Source organism: candidate division WOR-3 bacterium (assembly GCA_039801905.1).
In the GTDB taxonomy this organism is placed as follows: domain Bacteria; phylum Hydrothermota; class Tepidihabitantia; order Tepidihabitantales; family JBDRVQ01; genus JBDRVQ01.
The window spans coordinates 88,860-108,148 of sequence record JBDRVQ010000001.1 but is presented as its reverse complement, the minus strand read 5'-3'; the positions used below and the strand labels follow the sequence as shown (position 1 = coordinate 108,148).

At 45.8% G+C, this 19,289-nt stretch carries 16 protein-coding genes; 14 read left to right on the top strand and 2 right to left on the bottom strand.

What is annotated here, in order from left to right; genetic code table 11:
* On the bottom strand, positions 1–204 hold a 204-nt coding region (locus ABIL00_00545; GenBank protein ID MEO0109253.1), incomplete at its 3' end, for a zinc metalloprotease HtpX.
* Positions 205–208: 4 nt separating this feature from the next.
* On the bottom strand, positions 209–751 hold the full coding sequence (locus tag ABIL00_00540; protein MEO0109252.1) for a LemA family protein: 543 nt from the start codon (positions 749–751) through the stop codon (positions 209–211).
* Positions 752–1,112: 361 nt separating this feature from the next.
* On the opposite strand from ABIL00_00540, the gene ABIL00_00535 reads away from it, so the two are divergent.
* The 14 genes from ABIL00_00535 to ABIL00_00470 are packed head-to-tail and all read left to right on the top strand — an operon-like array spanning position 1,113 to position 19,289.
* Positions 1,113–1,727, top strand: coding sequence for a hypothetical protein (locus ABIL00_00535; protein MEO0109251.1), 615 nt, complete (start codon positions 1,113–1,115; stop codon positions 1,725–1,727).
* On the top strand, positions 1,727–2,659 hold the full coding sequence (locus ABIL00_00530; GenBank protein MEO0109250.1) for a PorV/PorQ family protein: 933 nt from the start codon (positions 1,727–1,729) through the stop codon (positions 2,657–2,659). The genes ABIL00_00535 and ABIL00_00530 overlap by 1 nt, the downstream gene beginning before the upstream one ends.
* Before the next feature lie 49 nt (positions 2,660–2,708).
* The gene (locus tag ABIL00_00525; GenBank protein MEO0109249.1) at positions 2,709–5,063 is read left to right on the top strand and encodes a hypothetical protein; all 2,355 of its coding nucleotides are present in this window, start codon (positions 2,709–2,711) and stop codon (positions 5,061–5,063) included.
* Between the two features lie 57 nt (positions 5,064–5,120).
* Positions 5,121–5,378 (top strand): 50S ribosomal protein L27, encoded by a 258-nt coding sequence (gene rpmA, locus ABIL00_00520; protein MEO0109248.1) that lies wholly within the window; start codon positions 5,121–5,123, stop codon positions 5,376–5,378.
* 8 nt (positions 5,379–5,386) lie between these two features.
* Positions 5,387–6,040 (top strand): MBL fold metallo-hydrolase, encoded by a 654-nt coding sequence (locus ABIL00_00515; GenBank protein ID MEO0109247.1) that lies wholly within the window; start codon positions 5,387–5,389, stop codon positions 6,038–6,040.
* Positions 6,037–6,876 carry a fumarate hydratase gene (locus tag ABIL00_00510; protein MEO0109246.1) on the top strand — a complete coding sequence of 280 codons (840 nt, stop codon included), beginning with the start codon at positions 6,037–6,039 and terminating at the stop codon, positions 6,874–6,876. Before ABIL00_00515 ends, ABIL00_00510 begins: the two co-directional genes overlap by 4 nt.
* Before the next feature lie 10 nt (positions 6,877–6,886).
* The gene (locus tag ABIL00_00505) at positions 6,887–7,447 is read left to right on the top strand and encodes a Fe-S-containing hydro-lyase (protein ID MEO0109245.1); all 561 of its coding nucleotides are present in this window, start codon (positions 6,887–6,889) and stop codon (positions 7,445–7,447) included.
* Positions 7,448–7,450: 3 nt separating this feature from the next.
* Positions 7,451–8,122: a 4Fe-4S dicluster domain-containing protein gene (locus ABIL00_00500; protein ID MEO0109244.1), complete on the top strand. Its 672-nt coding sequence runs from the start codon at positions 7,451–7,453 to the stop codon at positions 8,120–8,122.
* A gap of 8 nt (positions 8,123–8,130) precedes the next feature.
* Complete coding sequence (locus ABIL00_00495) at positions 8,131–9,771, top strand: FAD-binding protein (protein MEO0109243.1); 1,641 nt, start codon at positions 8,131–8,133, stop codon at positions 9,769–9,771.
* A complete protein-coding gene (locus tag ABIL00_00490) occupies positions 9,765–13,064 on the top strand; it encodes a C25 family cysteine peptidase (protein ID MEO0109242.1) in 3,300 nt (1,099 codons plus the stop codon). Before ABIL00_00495 ends, ABIL00_00490 begins: the two co-directional genes overlap by 7 nt.
* A complete protein-coding gene (locus tag ABIL00_00485) occupies positions 13,042–15,765 on the top strand; it encodes a hypothetical protein (protein MEO0109241.1) in 2,724 nt (907 codons plus the stop codon). Before ABIL00_00490 ends, ABIL00_00485 begins: the two co-directional genes overlap by 23 nt.
* Positions 15,729–16,745 (top strand): hypothetical protein, encoded by a 1,017-nt coding sequence (locus ABIL00_00480; protein MEO0109240.1) that lies wholly within the window; start codon positions 15,729–15,731, stop codon positions 16,743–16,745. The genes ABIL00_00485 and ABIL00_00480 overlap by 37 nt, the downstream gene beginning before the upstream one ends.
* Positions 16,742–18,355 carry a glycosyltransferase gene (locus tag ABIL00_00475; protein ID MEO0109239.1) on the top strand — a complete coding sequence of 538 codons (1,614 nt, stop codon included), beginning with the start codon at positions 16,742–16,744 and terminating at the stop codon, positions 18,353–18,355. Before ABIL00_00480 ends, ABIL00_00475 begins: the two co-directional genes overlap by 4 nt.
* A 19-nt stretch (positions 18,356–18,374) precedes the next feature.
* Positions 18,375–19,289: a cation diffusion facilitator family transporter gene (locus ABIL00_00470; protein MEO0109238.1), complete on the top strand. Its 915-nt coding sequence runs from the start codon at positions 18,375–18,377 to the stop codon at positions 19,287–19,289.

The window sequence follows — 19,289 nt, the reverse complement described above, 5'->3', positions numbered from 1 at the left end:
AATGATTTTTGCCGAATTGTAATAGAGAATGAGATTGTAAAAGATAATGAAAAAGCCAAAAAAGATATAACCCGCAGTTCCCCAATTGAAGATCTTCACTACCAGATAGCCAGCAAAACCGAGGAAGAGGCTGATGATAAAGATGAAAAGATAGGTTAATCTTTTATTCTTGGCAATGAGGTCGTAAAAGGTGACACTGGACATCGCTCTAAAACTTAACCTTGGGTGCCTCCTTCTCCGCTTCGGGAAGAGAATAAAATTCTTCTAATTGGAAGTTGAAAATCCGGGCGACGATGTTGGATGGAAATTGTTGGCAGGCGACATTATAAGCCATCACCGTATCGTTATAAAACTGCCGGGCAAAGGCGATTTTATTCTCCGTCGCCGCGAGTTCCTCCTGTAACCGGATAAAGTTCTCACTCGCCCTCAAAGCCGGATAGGCTTCCGCCACCGCAAAGAGGGTCTTTAAGACTGCGCTTAAACCTTCGTTCGCCTCGGCTACTTCTCTTGGACTCTTAGCCCCCATCGCCTTCGCCCTCGCCTCCGCCACCTTTTCAAAAATCTCCTTCTCGTGTGCGGCATAACCCTTTACCGTCTCCACCAGGTTTGGTATGAGGTCGTATCTCCTTTTCAGTTGGACATCAATCTGATACCAGGCATTTTTCAACCGGTTTTTCTTCACCACTAAGGAATTATAAGTGAAGAGGAGATATAAGGCAATAAGAATTAAAATTATGATTAAGATTGTCATAAATCATTATAGGAGATAAAATTTCCTATGTCAATGGGCATCTGCAAGCGTTATAGGTCTAAGAATACTTCAAAAGGCTTTTCAAAAAACCTTGGTAAAATTTTTTATGGCTAAATCCATCTTAAACCGAAAAGGAGGGATTTATGCTTGTGGTTGAGGAGAGGGATAAATCTCAGGGCCGATTTTTATCTCTTGGAGTTAATCCGTAAGGATTTTATAAAAGTCTCCAGATTGGGGAGGATCTTAAAGAAACGCTCCCTGTATTTTTAGATAAGATGACCCTTTCCGAATTTTGGGGTGTTCACGATTCTGTAAACAGTACAGATCCTTGCCTTTTTAAGTTTATCTATTATAATTGTCGGTGATCTTCACCCTATTCTTAATAACTATTCTAACCTCCAATGAGTGGCAAGAGGGATTAAAGGAAATCGCTTCCTCCCTTTCCCACTGGGCGGAAAAATCTTCCCCCACCTTTTTCGCGCTCCTCGCCGATTACTGCTCTGAAAATTGGGGGGGGTCTATTCTCCTTTCTCCTGCTCTTAAAAAATCGCGTCTCTCCTTCGGTTGTTCTTTTTATGGGGAAAACGAAGAGAGTGGGAATAAAGGACTCTGTCACCTTGCTTTCACTTATCCCATCCTAAAAAGACCGGAATGGAAATTTGGAGCCCGCTACGGATTTGTTCTTCCCAATTTCATTTTCCTCCCTGGAAATCCTTACCGAACTTATAAGATAAAACTTGGTCACTCCCTTGGTTTTTTCACTTCCCTCGGTTATCCAATTAGACGCTTTAAACCCTATCTCCTTTTTGGCTTCTCAATTAGTAATCTCCGGGGGGAATTGATTGAGGACCTACTCCAAAAGAAGACCTATTTCTCAAAATTTTATCTCCTCTCTAAGGCTCGGCTGGGGTTTAACCTCTCTTTTCTCTTTTTGGAATTGGGAAGGGAAGGTTATACTTTGGGAGTTAATCTCTGATGAAGAGAAAAGCGAGATTGTGTTTTCTCTTTTTCCTTTTCTGGGATCTATTCGGTTACGGCCCCGGGGAGACGGGTTATAATTTCTTAAAGTTGGGGATTGGTGCCCGGCCTGTGGCAATGGGAAGCGCTTTTACCGGAGTGGCTGATGATGCCCACTCCATATTTTGGAATCCAGGAGGCGTTGCCCTTTTTCCGAAATTTGATGCCACTCTGATGATGATGAACCTATTCTCTCACATCACCTATGGCGCCCTGGGAGTGAAATTCCCTCTGCAAAAGAGATTGGGTTGTGGGATCGGTATGGCTTTACTCTCCGCTAAGGACACAAGGAGGGATGACTTGGGAGAAGAGATAGGCGAATACTACTTCAATAATTTTCTCTTCACCACCGTCCTCTCCTTTCGCCCCCTCACCAATCTCTCCTTGGGTTTTGCCTTAAAGGGAATCGGAGCACGCCTTGACACCTTCTTCTCTTATTCTTTCGCTTTAGATGGGGGGGGACTATATTCTCCGAAGAAAAATCTATTTTTGGGAGCCGGGCTTTTTAATCTCGGGACACCCCAGAAATTTAGCACCGAGAAAAGTAGCCTCCCGACCAATCTCCGTCTGGGGCTCGCCTATAAGATACCGATTTCTCTCCACTATCTCCTTTTCGCTTCCGACTGTCTTTTTGCCCTTGACCAGAAGCCAAACTTCTCTTTTGGTGGAGAGTTAAAATTAAATAACCTCCCCCAAAAATCTGAGGAATTGTATTTGAGAGCCGGTTACCAAACGGGTTATCATCTGGGAAGTTGGAAAGGGATTTCCTTTGGGATTGGTTACGCCCGAAAGATTGCCCGCAATATCTCATTCGTCATTGATGCCACCTATTTTGATTATGGTTATGTTGGTGCCTCGGAAAGGATTTCTCTCTCTTTAAGATTTGATTGAAGACTTGAAAAAATTCCCAATCTTGATAAGATACCTTTTTGGAGGATTTATGAAAAATAAGAGATTAACTATATTTTTTCTCTTTCTCTTCACCATCTTATCCGCGCAGGTGATAGAGAAGACCATCTATCTTCCCGACAGTCTCTCCGGAATTCTCTTCCCTCAGGTCATCGCCCATAATCCAACGAATAATAAGTTATATGTGGCTGGGGAAAGAGGCGGCGTGATTTTAATTATTAACCCTGAGAATCAAGAGAAGGTGAAGAAGGTAACAATTGGTGGAAACATCACCGCCTTGCTTTTTAACCACTTAAACAATAAAATCTACGGCACAAGTGTTGGAGGGAACAGTTTCCTCTTTGTGATTGATGGAGCGACCGACCGCATTGACACCACAATCCCGGTGGGACAAAATCCTACCGCCTTGGCTCTAAATGCTACGAATAATAAAATTTATTGTGCCAATAGCGGTTCCAATACGGTGACGATTATTGACGGGACGAATAATCGAACCATCACCACCGTCAATGTCGGTAACTCTCCCCAAGCCCTCCTGTGGAATCCCTATCGGAATCGGGTCTACTGTGCCAATCGTTATTCCAATACCATCACCGTGATTGATGGGGCAACGAACATCGTCCGGGGGGAGGTTTCTGTGGGCACCGGTCCGGTCGCCCTCGCCTGGAATAGCATCAACCGTCGGGTCTACTGCGTCAATTCCGGAAGCGCTACCATTACGGTGATTAACGGTGAGACCGATTCGGTAATCAACACAGTCTCAGTGGGAAGTTATCCCGTCTCGGTCACCTATAATCAAACCAATAATAAATACTACTGCGCCAATCGCTGGCAGGGAAGTGTCTCCATTTTCAATGGGGAGAATGACCAGTTATTAGCCACCGTCGCCACGGGCAGCAATGTCTCATTTCTCTCTTGGCATCCCTCTCTTAATAAGATCTATTGCGCCAATTCGGGAGCCAATACCGTCTCCGTGATTGATGGGGCAACGAATAGCCTCCTCACCCACATCCCGGTTGGCCAAGAGCCCTCCTTTCTCCTTCCCCTCTCGGGAAGCGAACTTCTCTATTGCCTCAACCGGTTAAGCCATGAGGTTTCGGTCATCTCCAACACGAGTAATATCACTACGATTACTGTTGGGGTTACCCCCCATTCGGGAGTTTGGCATCCCGGAAATAATCTACTTTATATCGCCAACTCCGGTTCGGATAACCTCTTTCTCATCAATGCCACAAATAATCAAGTGACCGGTCGGATTACCGTGGGCAAAACCCCTTCCGCCTTACTCCTCAATTTAGCCACCAATCGCCTCTTTTGCGCCAATTACAATTCAAACACTGTCTCCGTCATCAATTGTCTAACCAACCAGGTGATCACCACCATCCCCGTTGAGAAAGGACCGATTGCCTTAACCTTAAACCAAGAGAATAATAAAATCTATTGTGCCAATCATGATAGCGGAAGTGTCTCCATTATTGACGGCAATACCCATCAGGTGATTAAGACCTTAAAGGTCGGCTTAAATCCCACCGCCTTACTCTGGAATCGTTTGAATAATAAGGTCTATTGTGCCAACCGGAATACGAACGATGTGGTGGTGATTGATGGAGTAAGAGATAGTATCGTAAAGAGAATTGGGGCGGGTCAAGGACCAATCAATCTGGCATTCAATATGAGAAATAATAAAATCTATGCGGGCAATCGGGTGAGTAATGAGGTAACAATCATTAGTGGCCAAAGGGATACTGTGATTGCTAATCTTTCGGTTGCCCGAGGACCCGAAGACTTAGCCTACGATTCAATTGATAATAAAATCTATTCTGCCAGTTATGTCCAGAATATGGTGACGGTGATTGATGGAGCGACCGACCAGGTTTTAAGGAATTGCGAAGTTGGCCTTAACCCCAAAGCTTTGCTTTGGAACTCCCTCAGCAATCGCCTCTATTGTGCCAATTTTGGAGATTCTACAGTCTCTATCCTCGCTTGTGAACGCGACTCTGTAATCGCTACCTTGCGGGTTGGTTCCGGACCGCAGAAAATCACTTGGGCGAAGAGCCAAAATCGGGTCTATATCTCCAATACCAATGGTTCTACCATCACCGTCATATTTGATGGTGTAGGGATTAAAGAGGAGAAGAGGGAGAAGCGCCGGTCTATGTTAAAAGTCTATCCCAATCCCTTTTCCGAATCGGTCACCTTTTTTCCCCCGGAGAGCGGAACATTAAAAATCTACGATGTGCAAGGTAATCTCTTAGGGTCTTACTTCTTCTCTTCCCGCTGCCCCTTTTCTTGGTCTCCCGTCAACCAAAGGGAGACCGGTATTTACTTCTTCTCTTTCCAAGGAGAGAAGAGGGAGACGCGAAAAATAATTTATCACCATAAATAGTTGACATCTCCCAAAAGGGTCTTATAATGGGAAGAAGATAATTTTAAGGGAGGAATTATGGCTCATAAGAAAGGGCAAGGTTCTTCCAGAAACGGTAGAGATTCTCCCGGTCAGAGACTGGGGGTAAAGATTTTTGGCGGTCAGATAGTAAAACCTGGGAACATCATCATCAGGCAGAGAGGGACTCGCTTTCTACCCGGAGAGAATGTGGGGATGGGCAAGGATTTCACCCTTTTTGCGAAAAAGGAAGGGATTGTCCGCTTTGATTGGGTAGGAAAAGATAAGAAGAAGGTATCGGTTCTACCTCTTAATTAGGAGGGAAGATGAAGATAAAATTTTTAGGGCACGCCTCCTTCCTTATCACCGGCGCCGGCAAGAGAATCATCACTGACCCTTACAAACCAAAGGCGTTTGGATCTCTGAATTATAAACCGATAAACGAAGTAGCGGATATTGTGACTATCAGTCACGACCACGAAGACCATAACTTTTTAGAAGGGATAAAGGGAAATCCTAAGGTGGTGCGAAAGGAAGGGGAAGAAGAGATTGCCGGGATTAAGATAAAAGGCATCGCTACCTACCACGATGCGGTGACAGGGAAGGAGCGGGGGAGAAATACCATCTTTATCTTCGAGCTGGAAGGGATGAGGATTGCCCACTTGGGTGACTTGGGCGAAACGCTCCCGGAGAAGGTGAGGGGAGAGATGGGGGAAATTGATATTCTCTTGCTACCGGTGGGTGGTTATTTTACAATTTCCCCGAATGAAGCGACAAAGATAATGATGGAATTGAAACCGAAGATTACCATCCCGATGCATTATAAGACAAGTGCCTGCGATTTTCCCATCTCTCCGGTGGAAGACTTTTTGCAGGGGAAGAAGAACTGCCGTTTTTTAGAAAAGTCGGAAATAGAGATAAAGAAAGAAGACCTCCCCGCTGCGGGTGAGGTTTGGGTGTTAAAACCGGAGAAACTATGAGAGAGATAGAAGAGAAGAAAATTATTGAAGAGGTTGCCCGGTTGTGTATTGAGGCCAACTGCATTTTGGGCGAGGATGTGCGCTCGGCAATCCGTTCCGCTATCCCCCAGGAGGAATCTTCCTTGGGAAAGGAGATTTTGCAAACGATTTTGAACAATGCCGAAGTGGCAGAAAAAGAGATGCTCCCAATCTGTCAGGATACCGGAATTGCGGTCGTCTTCGTGGAGATGGGAGAAGAGGTGAAGATTAAAGGTTCATTAGATTCGGCGATCAACGAGGGGGTAAGGAAGGGTTATAAGGAAGGTTATTTAAGGAAATCGGTAGTCTCTTGTCCTTTACGGCGCAAGAATACCGGAGATAATACGCCCGCCATAATTTATACCCAGATTGTCCCCGGGGATAGGTTAAAAATTATCGTAATGCCTAAGGGTGGAGGAAGTGAGAATATGAGTGAGGTAAGGATGCTCACCCCGGCCGCAGGCATAGAAGGTGTTAAAAGGTATGTTGTTGACCGAGTGGCAAGAAGTGGTGCTAACCCCTGCCCGCCAATTATTGTCGGCGTGGGAATTGGTGGCACGATGGAGATGTGTGCCCTCCAAGCGAAGAAGGCACTCCTTCGTAAGATTGGCTCTTCCCATCCCGACCCCTTTTATGATAACTTAGAGAAGGAGTGGTTAAGAGAGATAAACAACTTGGGAATTGGACCTCAGGGGTTTGGTGGGCGAACTACCGCTTTGGCAGTCTTTATCTCTTCTTTCCCTTGTCATATCGCTTCTCTGCCGGTAGCGGTAAATATCAACTGCCATGCGGCAAGGCATAAGGAAGTAATTATTTAAGGAGGATAAGATGGCAAACCTTTCATTAAAGACACCGCTTACCGAAGAGGTGGTAGAAAAGTTAAAGGCAGGAGATTCCTGTCTCATTTCTGGTATCATCTATACCGCAAGAGACCAGGCCCATAAAAGGCTTGTGGAGGCAATAGAGAAAAAGGAAAAACTCCCTTTTGATCTAAGAGGGGCGGTTATCTACTATGTAGGACCCTGTCCCGCAAAACCCGGATATCCTATCGGTCCCTGCGGTCCCACCACTTCGGAAAGAATGGACCCTTACACCCCAACTCTTCTCGCTTATGGAGTGAAGGGACTGATCGGGAAAGGTAACCGGTCAAAAGAAGTGGTTGAGGCGTTAAAGAAAAATAGGGGGGTTTATTTTGCAGCGATTGGGGGCGTCGCCGCCCTTTTGGCGAAAAAGGTTAAAAGTTATAAGGTAATCGCTTATGAAGATTTGGGACCGGAGGCGGTGAGCGAGATGGAGGTGGAAGACTTCCCAGTGATTGTCGTTAATGATATTTACGGGAATGACCTTTACGAGGAGGGGGTGAGAAGATACGCCATCCGCCGGGGGTAAGTTATGGAAGAGATCTCCATCTTCGTTATGGGGAAGGAGTATAGGGTTCCCAAGGGTCAGACAATTATGAAAGCATTAGAGTACGCGGGATTTTTCTATATCCGGGGAGCGGGTTGCCGAGGGGGATTCTGTGGAGCCTGCGGTACTGTTTACCGAAAAAAGGATTCCTATCGGTTAAAAGTTGGTCTTGCCTGCCAAGACATAGTAGAAGAAGGGATGTATTTAGCCCAGATTCCCTTCTATCCCGCGAATAAGAAGTTATACGACATTCAAAAACTCTCTCCGAGACCAGAGGTGATAATCAGTCTCTATCCCGAAATCCTCCGTTGCATCTCCTGTGGCAGTTGCAATAAGGTTTGCCCTCAAGATATTAAGGTTATGGAGTATATCAATGCGGCAATCCGGGGGGATATAGAAAAGGTGGCAGAACTTTCCTTTGATTGTATCCTCTGTGGGCTCTGCGCCTCCCGCTGTCCAGCGGAGATTGTTCAATATTATGTTGCCCTTTTGGCGCGCCGCCTTTATGGGGCTCACATCCAAAAGAAAGCGGGTCATTTAAAAGTCCGTTTACAGGAGATCGCCGAAGGAAAGTTTGATAAAGAGATAGAAGATTTAATGCGCCTGGAGGTCGGTTTGCTGAAGGAGAGGTATCAGAAGAGGGAGATTGAAGTTTAGGAGGAGCGATGCTCTATACCCAGGAAATGATAGAAAGTATCAAAGCTTTGGAGAGGACTCGGGAGAAGAGGATAGGTGAGGTTTTCCCGCCACTTCCTCCATCAGAAAAGGAGTCCCTTTTGAAATCCTTCCATCCCGATTATAAACCGGGGATGGCGCGACCTTTAAGGGTTGGGGTGAATAAAGGGGAGATGGCGGTGAACGAGATAGCCGACCTCCTTGAATCATATTCCTTCTTAAATCCTGAGGAGAGATTGAAAGAACCGGATTTTCGGTGTGACTGTTTGGTGATTGGGGGCGGTGGTGCCGGAGCAATGGCGGCTCTCTCCTTCTTAGAGTCGGGAGGAAAGGATGTGATTCTGGTGACAAAGTTGCGGCTCGGTGATTCCAATACCATTATGGCTCAGGGAGGGATCCAGGCGGCGGATAAGGAGAATGACTCCCCAGCAATTCACTACTTAGATGTGATGGGGGGCGGTGGGTTTAAGAATATACCGGAGTTGGTGAAGACACTAGTTCTTTCTGGTCCCAAGATCATCTCTTGGTTGGAAGAGAGGGGGATGATGTTTGACAAGAAAGAAGATGGGACGATGGTGACCATTCACGGAGGCGGCACTTCTCGGAAGCGGATGCATACCGCTAAGGATTATACCGGGATGGAGATAATGCGCATTTTGAAGGATGAGGTTTGGAATAAGGAGATAAAGGTTCTTGAATTTTTAGCCGCCATTGAACTCCTCTCCGATGAAGATGGGAGATGTACGGGTGCGGTCTTTATCAATTTAGAGACGAAAGAGGAGGTCGTGATCCAGAGTAAGGTGACAATCTTAGCCACCGGAGGGGCGGGAAGGTTACATATCCAAAACTTCCCCACCTCTAACCATTATGGAGCGACCGCTGATGGGCTGGTCTTGGCGAACCGGATTGGGGCAAAAATTATTTTCATTGATACGATTCAGTACCACCCAACCGGAGTCGCCTTTCCAGAACAGATTTCTGGCCAATTAATTACCGAGAAGGTGAGAGGAGTTGGGGCGCAATTGGTGAATAGAAATGGGGAGAGATTTATCTACGAATTGGAGACGAGGGATTGTGTGGCAAGCGCCATTATCCGGGAATGTTTAGAGGGGAGAGGGGTAAGAACCCCTTCGGGAAATTTAGGGGTCTGGCTTGATACACCTTTGATTGAGATGAAGGGTGGGCCGGGGACGATTGAGCGGGAATTGCCCGCTATGTTCCGCCAATTTAAGAGATTCGGGATTGATATGAGAAAGGAGCCAATTTTAACCTATCCCACCCAGCATTACCAGAACGGTGGGGTTTTAATCAATCCTGATGGGGAAACGACCGTCCCCAACCTCTTAGCCGCCGGGGAGGTGACAGGTGGGGTCCACGGCCGGAATCGTTTGATGGGAAACTCCCTATTGGACATTTTGGTCTTTGGCCAGAGGGCAGGAAGGAAAGCCGCCCAAATTGTTTTCGGTCTCCCTCACCAAAACCAGAGCAAAACCCTCACTTTAAATCATCTGGTTAAGTTCCATAAGGAATTAAAGGAACTTGGGATCCCCCCGGACAGAAAAAGTCCTTTAATCCTACCGGATTACCGAAGGGAAGACCGGAGGGGAAAACTCCCCTGGTTTGAATGTTAATTTTTGCCTTTCTCTTTCTCTTCCCAATTTCTGACAACTACCCGGCGATTTCGGAAACAAAAGAATTTCGCCTCGGGATTTCTGATGAGTACTTCCCAGAAGAGTCTCTAACCGGTTCACCTCCCCCCTTGAGGAAAAAGGCGGCGCCAGAAAAAGAGGATAACTTCTTCGCTCGGTATCCGGTTTGGTATAAGATAAAGATTGATTCTTCTGGTCTTTATAAGATTACCGGAAAAGAGTTAAAGAAGGTAGGTCTTAATCCCTCTACGGTCAATCCGATTGGGTTTAAGTTATTTAATATCGGGAAGTTTTTACCGCCGGTCTTTTATCCGGAGACGATGATAGAAATCCCAATCTATCTCTATACCGGGGGGGACGGGAAATTTGACGATGACGATTATATCCTATTCTATGGTGAGGGGGTCTCAAGATGGGATGAGAAGAGGAAAGAATATTTTCAAGACATCTTCTCCCGCTATAACTACTACTGGCTCACCCATTCCTCGGAACCCGGAAAAAGGATGGAGGTAATCTCCCCTTCTCTTTCGGGAGAGAGAATTCCCATCTTCGCCAAGCGTCATATTGAGAAAGAACTCCTCTGTCCTCCCCGGGGAGGAACCTTATGGCTCTGGGAAGAGATCTCTTTGGAACCGAAGACCTTTACCTTTTCCTTCCCCGAAAGTGAAAGTTTAATTTCCTTAACCATCAAAATTTTTTCTCCGGCGCGCAATTTCTCCCTTCTCACCTATGGGAATGGTTCTCTTTTAGACTCTTCTTTTATCCCAGCCGCCGGCCTGCCGCAGGGGAAGATAATAACTATTAACTACCCAATTCCCCTCTCCGAGGGGAGATTATCCATCACCCTAAGGGTAGAAAAGGATCCCGCTCAAGATGCCGGATGTTTTCTTGACTTTTTTCAGTTCACCCTCCTACCTAAGAGGGAGATAACTTCCTGTGGGGAAGTCTTCACTCCTAAAAGGGGCGACTTCTGGTTTTTGACTAAAAAAGACCTTTTTATTGTTGATGTCTCTGACCCGTTCTCACCCAAGTTTTTATTAGGAGAAAAAAAGGGAGATACGCTCTTCCTCACTAGCCAAAGGGATTCCAGTTTCTTCTTCCTCTCTCCGATCTCTCAAGCGCGGAAGGTCTTAGGGTTAGAAAGGAAAGATTTATCCTCTTCTCCCCTGCCCCACCTTTCGGCTGACTTTCTGATTGTGGCACCAAAACCTTTTTCCCGATTGGCTAATCTCTTTGCCCAGGAGAAAAGAAGAAGTTCTGCGCTTTCGGTTGAGTATGCTCTTTTAGAGGACATTTACGATTTTTATCTCTTTGGTCTTGAAGAACCCTATGCCTTAAAAAGGTTTTTTAAGAAGAAGAGACCGGTTTACGGCCTCCTTTTAGGAGATGGCGATTATGACTACCGAAACCTTTTTAGTGAAGCGAAGCCCAAAATTCCCCCTTACGAATACGGGAGTGGTTTTGATTATAATGTTTACGAGCGTTATCCCTTAGCTCTGGATGCTTGGTATGCGGACTCCTCGGATTTAGTTTTTCCCTCTTATCCCAACTTTATCTTAGGAAGATTGCCGGTGCGCAATGAGAAGGAGGGTTTGGATTATCTGGCAAAGCTAAAAAAGTATGAGAGGCAGGCGGATAGTTATGTCGGACGCTTCTTATTCGTCGCGGATGATGAGTATCTGGGTGACCCTTCCCAACCGGATAATACCGGTCTGGGAGTTCATATTCGGAGTTGTGAATACTTAGAAAGGTTATTACCTAACCACTTTGAAGTGAAGAAGGTTTATCTTACCGAATATCCCCTCTCGGCGGTGAAGGATAAACCTCTTGCCCGGAAGGCATTCTCGGATGAGATTGCAGATGGGGCTTTGGGGGTGATTTACTTTGGTCACGGCGCAGGTTTTCGACTTGCCCACGAGCAACTTCTCAACATTGAAGATGTCTTCAATTTAAAGAGTAACGGCCAATACCCATTTGGCTATTTTGGAAGTTGCGGAGTGGGGCGTTTTGATGATTTTGAATTGGGGAGATACCGAGAAGCGATCGCCGAAGATCTGGTGAGAAATCCGGATGGTTTCATCGCTACCATCGCCTGCACAAAGGCATCAAGCCCCGGCACAAATGAGAGGTTATGTGAGGTTCTCCTCTCTTCTCTATTTTCCGGCCTTTCTCTGGGTGAGAGTTTCTTTTATGCCCAGCGTAATGATATAAGTTATCATCTCTTTGGCGACCCGACATTGAAAATCCCTCTCCCTCCGAGAGCCAATTTCCCGGTTCTCAGGAGAGATACCCTTAGGCCAAAACGGTTAAGTACTTTTTCCTGTTCTTTGGGATTGGCAAAAGAGCGAACCTTTTCCGCAAGGGCTTTTTCTGGTAGGAGGCTGAGGAGATATACTTCTACGGTCTATTATAACGGAGTGCCTCATCTCTTCCGGATCGATTACATCCTGCCCGGTTTTAGAATCGCTTCCCAGAAGGGGAAAGATAAAAGTTCTTTTCTGGAAGTGAAATTCTTGGCACCGGCCGGCCTCCCCTTAGATACAGTCGGGGATCTTAATAACTTCTATTGGGAGATCCCTAATACCGCCCGGGTAAATAGTTTCATCCGGGAGGGAGATTCTTCTTATTTTTTCTTATGGGATAGTATAGCCCGGGATACTTTACCAGGAGAGATTATTGATTGGGAAGGTCCAAAGATAAGTTTATTTGCCGAAGGGAAAGAGTTAAAAGATACTACTTTTTTACCCAAGAGTTTTCTCTTAACCGGAGAACTTTCTGACCCTTCGGGAATTTTTATCTCTCCTTATCTTTACTACCCCCGTCTTTTTGTTAACCAGATGGAGGTTTCGCTCAGCCCTGCAATCAAAGAGACCTATTCGGGGAATTTCTCCTTCTCTTTACCCATTACCCTTTCCGCCGAGACAACAGAATTGACGGTCGTTTCTTATGACAACCTTCTCAACTATGGAGAGAAGAGGGTAAAGGTGATAACTGCCCTCTTTCCCCGGCTTACCCTTACCGAACCTTTAGCCTACTCCGGAAAAGGCTACCTTCTCTTATCTTTTAATCTCTCCTATCCCGCATTGGTGGAGGTGAAACTCTTCACCCTTTCCGGAAGGTTTGTCCATTCTTTTAAATCCTTCTTCCCGAGTGGCCGGAATACTGCCCAATTTCCCATCTCTTTACCGAGAGGGGTTTATTTATCCAAAATGACCGCCCATTCTTTCACCTTAAACCAAAAGGCCGAAGTCTATGAGAAGGTGGTTATTAGGTAATATCATTTTCTCTCTCCTCTTAGTATCTGAACTCCGAGGGGAGCAGGATTATTTCGGAAAGAATAAGGTCCAGTACGAAAAGACCTCTTTTAGGGTGAAGGAGAGCGAACGGTTTCTCATCTATTATCCAGAAGGAGAGGAAAATCTCCTCTCTTTTGCCCAGTTTATCGTTGAAGATCAGGCACAATTTTTGGAAAAGAACCTTTCCCTCAAAAAAAAGGACAAGACCCCCATCATTATTTATAACTCCTTCTTGCGCTTCTCTGAGACCAATATCATTTTAGACCTAATTGAAGAGGGGATTGGGGGTTTTGCCGAACTTTTAAGGAGGAGGGTGGTTGTTCCCTATGATGGTGACCTAAGCCTTCTGGAAAGGACCTTACGTCACGAAGTGACCCACATCTATGAGTATGAGGTCTTATTTAAGAGAGGTGCTGCTCTCATCGCCCGGGGTCCCAACCTTCCTTTATTTGTCTTAGAAGGTTATAGCGAATACACGGCGAGTAAATTCTTAGGTCCGGACGGTTTTTCTTCTCTCTATCTCCAGGATTATCTCGTCGGTAATAACTTCTCCTTAGAAGACTTGGCAAGGGATAAGAGTTATCTCTCTTACCGGTTGGGGGAGGCTTTCTATTTCTTTATTGAAAGCATTTACGGCGAAAGGAAGACCCACCAATTCCTCCTCAATTTGAAGAATAAAGGTTTTGCCGAGGGGATAAAGGCGACCTTTGGCAAATCGGTCAAGAGTTTAGGTGAGGACTTTTTGGAGTATCTCCGGTTAAAATATCTCCCCTCATATTCTTTAAGGGCAAAAGACTCCCTCCTCCGATTCCTCACCCACTCCCGGAAAGGGGTTTTTAATATAAGGCCCGTCATCAGCCCAAAGGGAGATAAGGTGGCATACCTTTCTAATGAAAAGGGGGATTTCTCCCTCCATCTGGCGCTCACTACGGGAAAGGTTATAAGAAGGCTGAAGTTTAAGCCACTGCGGGAGGAGATCCGTTTCTTAAAGAGGGTGATTGCCTTTTCTTCATCGGGAGGGGAGGAGGAGATTGCCTTATTTGCCCTCCGGGAAGGAAAATCGGAATTGAGAATTTTCAGTGGTAATTTTAAGTTGAAGAAGAGATTTCTCCTACCTCTGGCTGAGTGCTCGGAACCAAGTTTCTCTCCGGACGGTAAGAGTTTAGCCTTTATCGGCTTAAAGGATGGTTTTTCCGATTTATATCTCTTCACTCTGGAAACGGGTAAACTTGAACGGTTGACCTCGGATTGGGCGGATGACTTCTCTCCTTCTTTTTCGCCAACCGGTGAGACAATCATCTTTGTGAAGAGAAAGATAGAAGAGAGGAAGGTTTACCAGGAGACTGAGATTTGGGGATATATCTTAAAGAGCCAGACCATCTTCCGTTTCGGACCTTCTCACCCGGGGATTAGAGACCCTTTCCTTTTACCTTCTGGCGAACTACTTTTCCGGGCGGGGGATCAACAGATTTATCTTTGGGAGAATGGGAAATTATTCCGGACGAACTTCTTCGGCGGTTTCTCCGACCTTTCCCTCACCCCGGACGGGAAATTATGTTTCTCTTATTTTAAGAACGGCTCTTGGGAAATTGGGATTGGAGAGTTAGAAGAGATGAAACCCGTTTTCCAACCAGTAGAGAAGGAGACGGCACCGGAAGGGAAAACCATCTCCTCTATTGAAGAAGGGGAACGGACTGGTTTTACCCTCGGTGCGGATTATGCTTATGGGGCTTTGACTTTAAGTGAGGGGCTTTTCTCTGGTTATGTTTATCTTGCCCTTTCCGATATCTTAGGGGACCACCGCTTCTTCATTCTTACCGATTTATCCGGAGTAGTTGACTTCTCCAATTTCTACTTCTCTTATTGGTACTTAAAAGAGCGGATTGATTATAACTTCACCCTTTATCAATTTCTCTACGGCTGGGAGACCTCCAACCGGGCTTATCTCTTCCGCGACCGGGGAATTTTCCCTGGGATTTCCTATCCCTTCTCCCGGGAGGACCGGTTGGAGATGGGGCTGGGTCTGAGAAACCTAAATTTTTGGATTTATGAAGTCTCCGAGGGGGAATGGGTTTTACAGGAATCCTCTTCCTACCTCTCCCTTCCCTATTTTTTTGCTTATGTCTTTGATAATACCCGTTATACCCTCTTCGGACCGAATAAGGGAACTCGGGCGCGCCTCAATTTTGAAATTAGTCCCTTCTCTAAAAACTACTATACGGAATACCTTGATCTTCGCCGCTACCAAAATCTCTTTAGTGACTATACCCTTGCCCTGCGGCTTTTTAATATTGGGAGTTTTGGTAAAGACCCGGATTCTTTTTACATCAGTGGAGAAATCTGCCGGGGTTATGCCCCTTACCAATTTATTGACACTACGGGAACCTTCCTTTCCGGTTTTCAATCGGAATTTCGTTTTCCTCTAATTAAGGAGATAAAACTTGGACTCCCCCCCCTCACCTTCGGTAACATTATGGGCCGAGTCTTTTTGGACGGTGCCTTTCTTCTCCGCGCGGGGAGATGGCAAAAGAAAGAATCTTGGTTTACAAAATTCGGCTGGGGGTTTGGGATTGCGGTCTATATCCCGCCTCTGCCGGTGAGAGTAGACTTTTCTTACCCTTTAACCGGAGGTAAAGATAAAAGATGGCAGTTCACCTTGCGCTTAGGGGAAGAATTTTAATCCTCTTTTCCCTTTTCACCTATGCCGGTGTTTTGGAGACGATAGAAAGTTATAAGGGATTTCGTTACGAGTACCAGTTCCGCAGTCTTCCCCTCCAAAAGGAAGGGAAGGGTTCCGGATATACCAATCTTCTCCTGGGAAGGGAAGAGCGGGAAGAAAAACTTTTCCTCCCTTCTGGTAGCAAACGCTTCCTTTATAAAGGGGCGGGTGATTGGGAATACACCTTAGGGAAAAACGGCTGGGAGAAGAGGGTGCGAAGCGAAAATTCGGATATCACCAAAATCTTGGCGCTCCTCCTTTCGGATAATCCGGAATCCGGGGAGACAATCTTTCGCCCCAATTTGGTATTCCTTGGTTCGTGGCGCAATGAGAAGGCGCAGGGAAAGATTCGTTACCACAAAGGGAAGATTACAGAAATTTTTGCCTTTGATTCTTCCGCTCAGGTCGCCTTTCGGATAAAATTGAGTCGGCATAACGAAATGAGGGAGATAAGGATTCCCTTTTTGCCGAAACTGCGCCTCACCTTCTCTTTTCCCAAAGATAGAAAATTTTTAGAGATTATCAAAAAAAGGCTCTCCTGCCTCAAGGTGAATTACGACTTAAAGAGAAAAGGCAAAAAGGGTATTTTGACCTTGGAAGAGGAACTACCGGAAAGGATTTTGAAACTTCTCTTCTCCTCGGGGAAATTTGCCCTCTACCGGGACAGTCTCTTTCTCCTCTCCGGGGAGGCATTAAAACTACTCCCTGTTTCTGGGGAAATTATCCTCTCTCTACCGCCGGATACAAAATTAGAAGGGGAGGGAAATTTTTTTCTGGAAAGCGAAGAGAAAATCTCTTTCCCCTTAGTTCTTGACCAGAGAGAAAAGGATGGTAAAATAAAAACCTGGAAATTGGAATTGAAGGGTAAAGAGAAGGACCTTTTCCTGAATGTATGGCAGGAAAAATTGTCCGAAGGGATCAAATATGAGGTGAAAAGATGATTGAATCTTTCCTTTTTGCTCTATATCTTCTCTTATTACTTTTCTTATCCCTTTATGCGACCCACGGTTATATCATCCTCTACTATTACCTAACCAGAAATAGGAAAAATAAGAAGAAGAAATTTCCCCCTCCTTTAAACTACTTCCCCTTTGTCACTATCCAACTCCCGATTTATAACGAGAAATATGTGGTGGCGCGACTTTTGTCTTCGGTTACCAATTTGGACTATCCGAAGGAGAGATACGAAATTCAGATTCTGGACGATTCCACGGACGAGACAACCTTCATTCTCGCTTCTTTGGTGGAGGAGTATAAGGGTTTGGGCTATAATATCTCCCTCCACCACCGCTCCCAGCGAATCGGATTTAAGGCGGGTGCTTTGCGGGAGGGATTACTTTCCGCCCGGGGTGAGTTCATTGCCATCTTTGATGCGGACTTTATTGTGCCTCCGGATTTTCTAAAAAGGACCATTCCCTACTTCTTCCTTGATGAGAAGATTGCCGCGGTCCAAACCCGGTGGGGGCATCTGAACCGTGACTACTCCATCCTCACCCAGGGTCAGGCATTAGCCTTAGATGCCCATTTTCTCTTTGAGCAGGATATAAAATCCCAGATTGATCTCTTCATTAACTTCAACGGCACTTGTGGTGTCTGGCGGAAGGAAGCAATTCTGGCTGCGGGTAACTGGCAGGATGATACTTTAACCGAAGACCTTGATTTATCCTATCGGGCGCAACTGAAAGGTTATAAAATCCTCTTTCTGCCGGAGATTGTCTGCCCCGGAGAATTGCCGATTGACATTCAAGGATTTAAGAAACAACAGTTCCGCTGGACCAAGGGAGGGGTAGAAGTCGCCAAAAAGATCTTAGGTGAGGTTTTACGAGCCAAACTACCCCGGCGGGTAAAGTTCTTCTCTTTCACCCATCTCACTTCTCCTTTGGTCTATCCGATCCTCTTTTTCCTCTCCCTCCTCTCTTTTCCTATTGTGGCTACCAAAATTAAATACACTGAGATTGTTCTCAATCCCCTTTACCATTATGGAAGCTATTGGGCGGTTTATCTTTCTTCCCAGGCTCGGGTTGTTAACCTCTACTATTTAAGCCTCTCCCTTTTCACCATCTTTGTCCTGCCTTATCCCATCACCTATATCTTATCCTACCGGCGGGTTCAGAAGTTGGATGGGAATAAAGAGAAAGGAAGAAAGAGTTGGTTTTTGGTCGCTTTCCTATTGATTGGGGGCTTCGTCTCCCTTTCCTTGATCAACACCCAGGCTTGTCTCCAAGCCCTTTGGGGAAAGAAGAGTGAATTCACCCGCACGCCGAAATTTTCGGTTGTGGGCAAGAAAGGGAGTTTGCGGGACAAGAAATATCTCAGCCCCATCTCTAAAATCACCTTCTTAGAGATGGGGATGGGATTTTACCTCCTCTTCACCCTTATTTATGCCTTGAGCCATTGGGAATTGGCACTCGCCCCTTTCCTTTTACTCTATACCCTTGGTTTCCTTTTCCTCTCTTTCTCCGCCCTTTCTCAGCATTGGGAATTTAAGAAGAGTAGGAAGAAGGAATTAGAAACGGTACAACCGGTTGGGGAAGGGGAGGTAAAAAGATGATTTCTCGCCCGAGGGTTTAATGGAAAAAATTACCAATTGGTTAATCTCTCTCTTTCGCTTGGATACCAAAGACCGGGTAAAAAACTATGGCTATTTTGAAGGTCTTTTGAGTATTATTTTGAACCTTCTCCTCTTTTTTATCAAACTCATTCTAGGGAAACTATTCAATAGTATCGCTTTATTGGCGGATGCCTTTCATACCCTCTCGGATGTCTTCACCTCCTTTTTGGTCGTCGTGGGTTTTAAGATTTCGGCCAAGCCTCCCGATGAGCACCACCCCTTCGGACACGGTCGGGTAGAAAGGATCTTTGCCCTTTTAATCGCCTTCCTCCTTATTGGTGCCGGTTTAGAATTCTTTCTCAACTCTTTGAAGCGCCTCGTGGCGCCCCAACCAGTGTTTTCTAATTTTTGGGTGATTAGCATTTTGCTCTTCTCCATTTTGGTGAAAGAATTTCTCACCGGGGTTTCCCAAAAACTGGGAGAGAAGATTAACTCCCCTTCTTTACAGGCTGATGCCTGGCACCACCGGACCGATTCCATCGCGACGGCTTTAGTCCTAATTGGTTTCATCTTCTATCGTTTCGGATTCTTCCGGCTGGATGGGTTTTTTGGGATCGGGATTTCCGGATTGATTATTTATACCGGAATTAAAATTATAGTGGAGACAAGCAATATTCTGGTTGGCTTTGCACCTTCACCCGCTCTCGTCTCTCGGATCAAGGAGATTGCTCAGGGTGTAGAAGGGGTGAAGGATGCCCATGAGATTCAAGTTCACGACTACGGGAAGAGGAGGATCGTGACCATTCATATCTCTTTGAAAAATGATACCCATCTTGATGTTGCCCACCGAACCGGAGAAGAGGTGGCGGAGGCGATAAAGAGTGAGATGGGGGAGACAGAGGTGATTGTCCACTTAGACCCGGAAAAAAAATAA

Bases quoted from the DNA above. Each gene is read 5' to 3' on its own strand.
- ABIL00_00540 (MEO0109252.1), bottom strand. From the start codon at position 751: ATGACAATCTTAATCATAATTTTAATTCTTATTGCCTTATATCTCCTC.
- ABIL00_00530 (MEO0109250.1), top strand. From the start codon at position 1,727: ATGAAGAGAAAAGCGAGATTGTGTTTTCTCTTTTTCCTTTTCTGGGAT.
- ABIL00_00525 (MEO0109249.1), top strand. From the start codon at position 2,709: ATGAAAAATAAGAGATTAACTATATTTTTTCTCTTTCTCTTCACCATC.
- rpmA (MEO0109248.1), top strand. From the start codon at position 5,121: ATGGCTCATAAGAAAGGGCAAGGTTCTTCCAGAAACGGTAGAGATTCT.
- ABIL00_00515 (MEO0109247.1), top strand. From the start codon at position 5,387: ATGAAGATAAAATTTTTAGGGCACGCCTCCTTCCTTATCACCGGCGCC.
- ABIL00_00510 (MEO0109246.1), top strand. From the start codon at position 6,037: ATGAGAGAGATAGAAGAGAAGAAAATTATTGAAGAGGTTGCCCGGTTG.
- ABIL00_00505 (MEO0109245.1), top strand. From the start codon at position 6,887: ATGGCAAACCTTTCATTAAAGACACCGCTTACCGAAGAGGTGGTAGAA.
- ABIL00_00500 (MEO0109244.1), top strand. From the start codon at position 7,451: ATGGAAGAGATCTCCATCTTCGTTATGGGGAAGGAGTATAGGGTTCCC.
- ABIL00_00495 (MEO0109243.1), top strand. From the start codon at position 8,131: ATGCTCTATACCCAGGAAATGATAGAAAGTATCAAAGCTTTGGAGAGG.
- ABIL00_00490 (MEO0109242.1), top strand. From the start codon at position 9,765: ATGTTAATTTTTGCCTTTCTCTTTCTCTTCCCAATTTCTGACAACTAC.
- ABIL00_00485 (MEO0109241.1), top strand. From the start codon at position 13,042: ATGAGAAGGTGGTTATTAGGTAATATCATTTTCTCTCTCCTCTTAGTA.
- ABIL00_00480 (MEO0109240.1), top strand. From the start codon at position 15,729: ATGGCAGTTCACCTTGCGCTTAGGGGAAGAATTTTAATCCTCTTTTCC.
- ABIL00_00475 (MEO0109239.1), top strand. From the start codon at position 16,742: ATGATTGAATCTTTCCTTTTTGCTCTATATCTTCTCTTATTACTTTTC.
- ABIL00_00470 (MEO0109238.1), top strand. From the start codon at position 18,375: ATGGAAAAAATTACCAATTGGTTAATCTCTCTCTTTCGCTTGGATACC.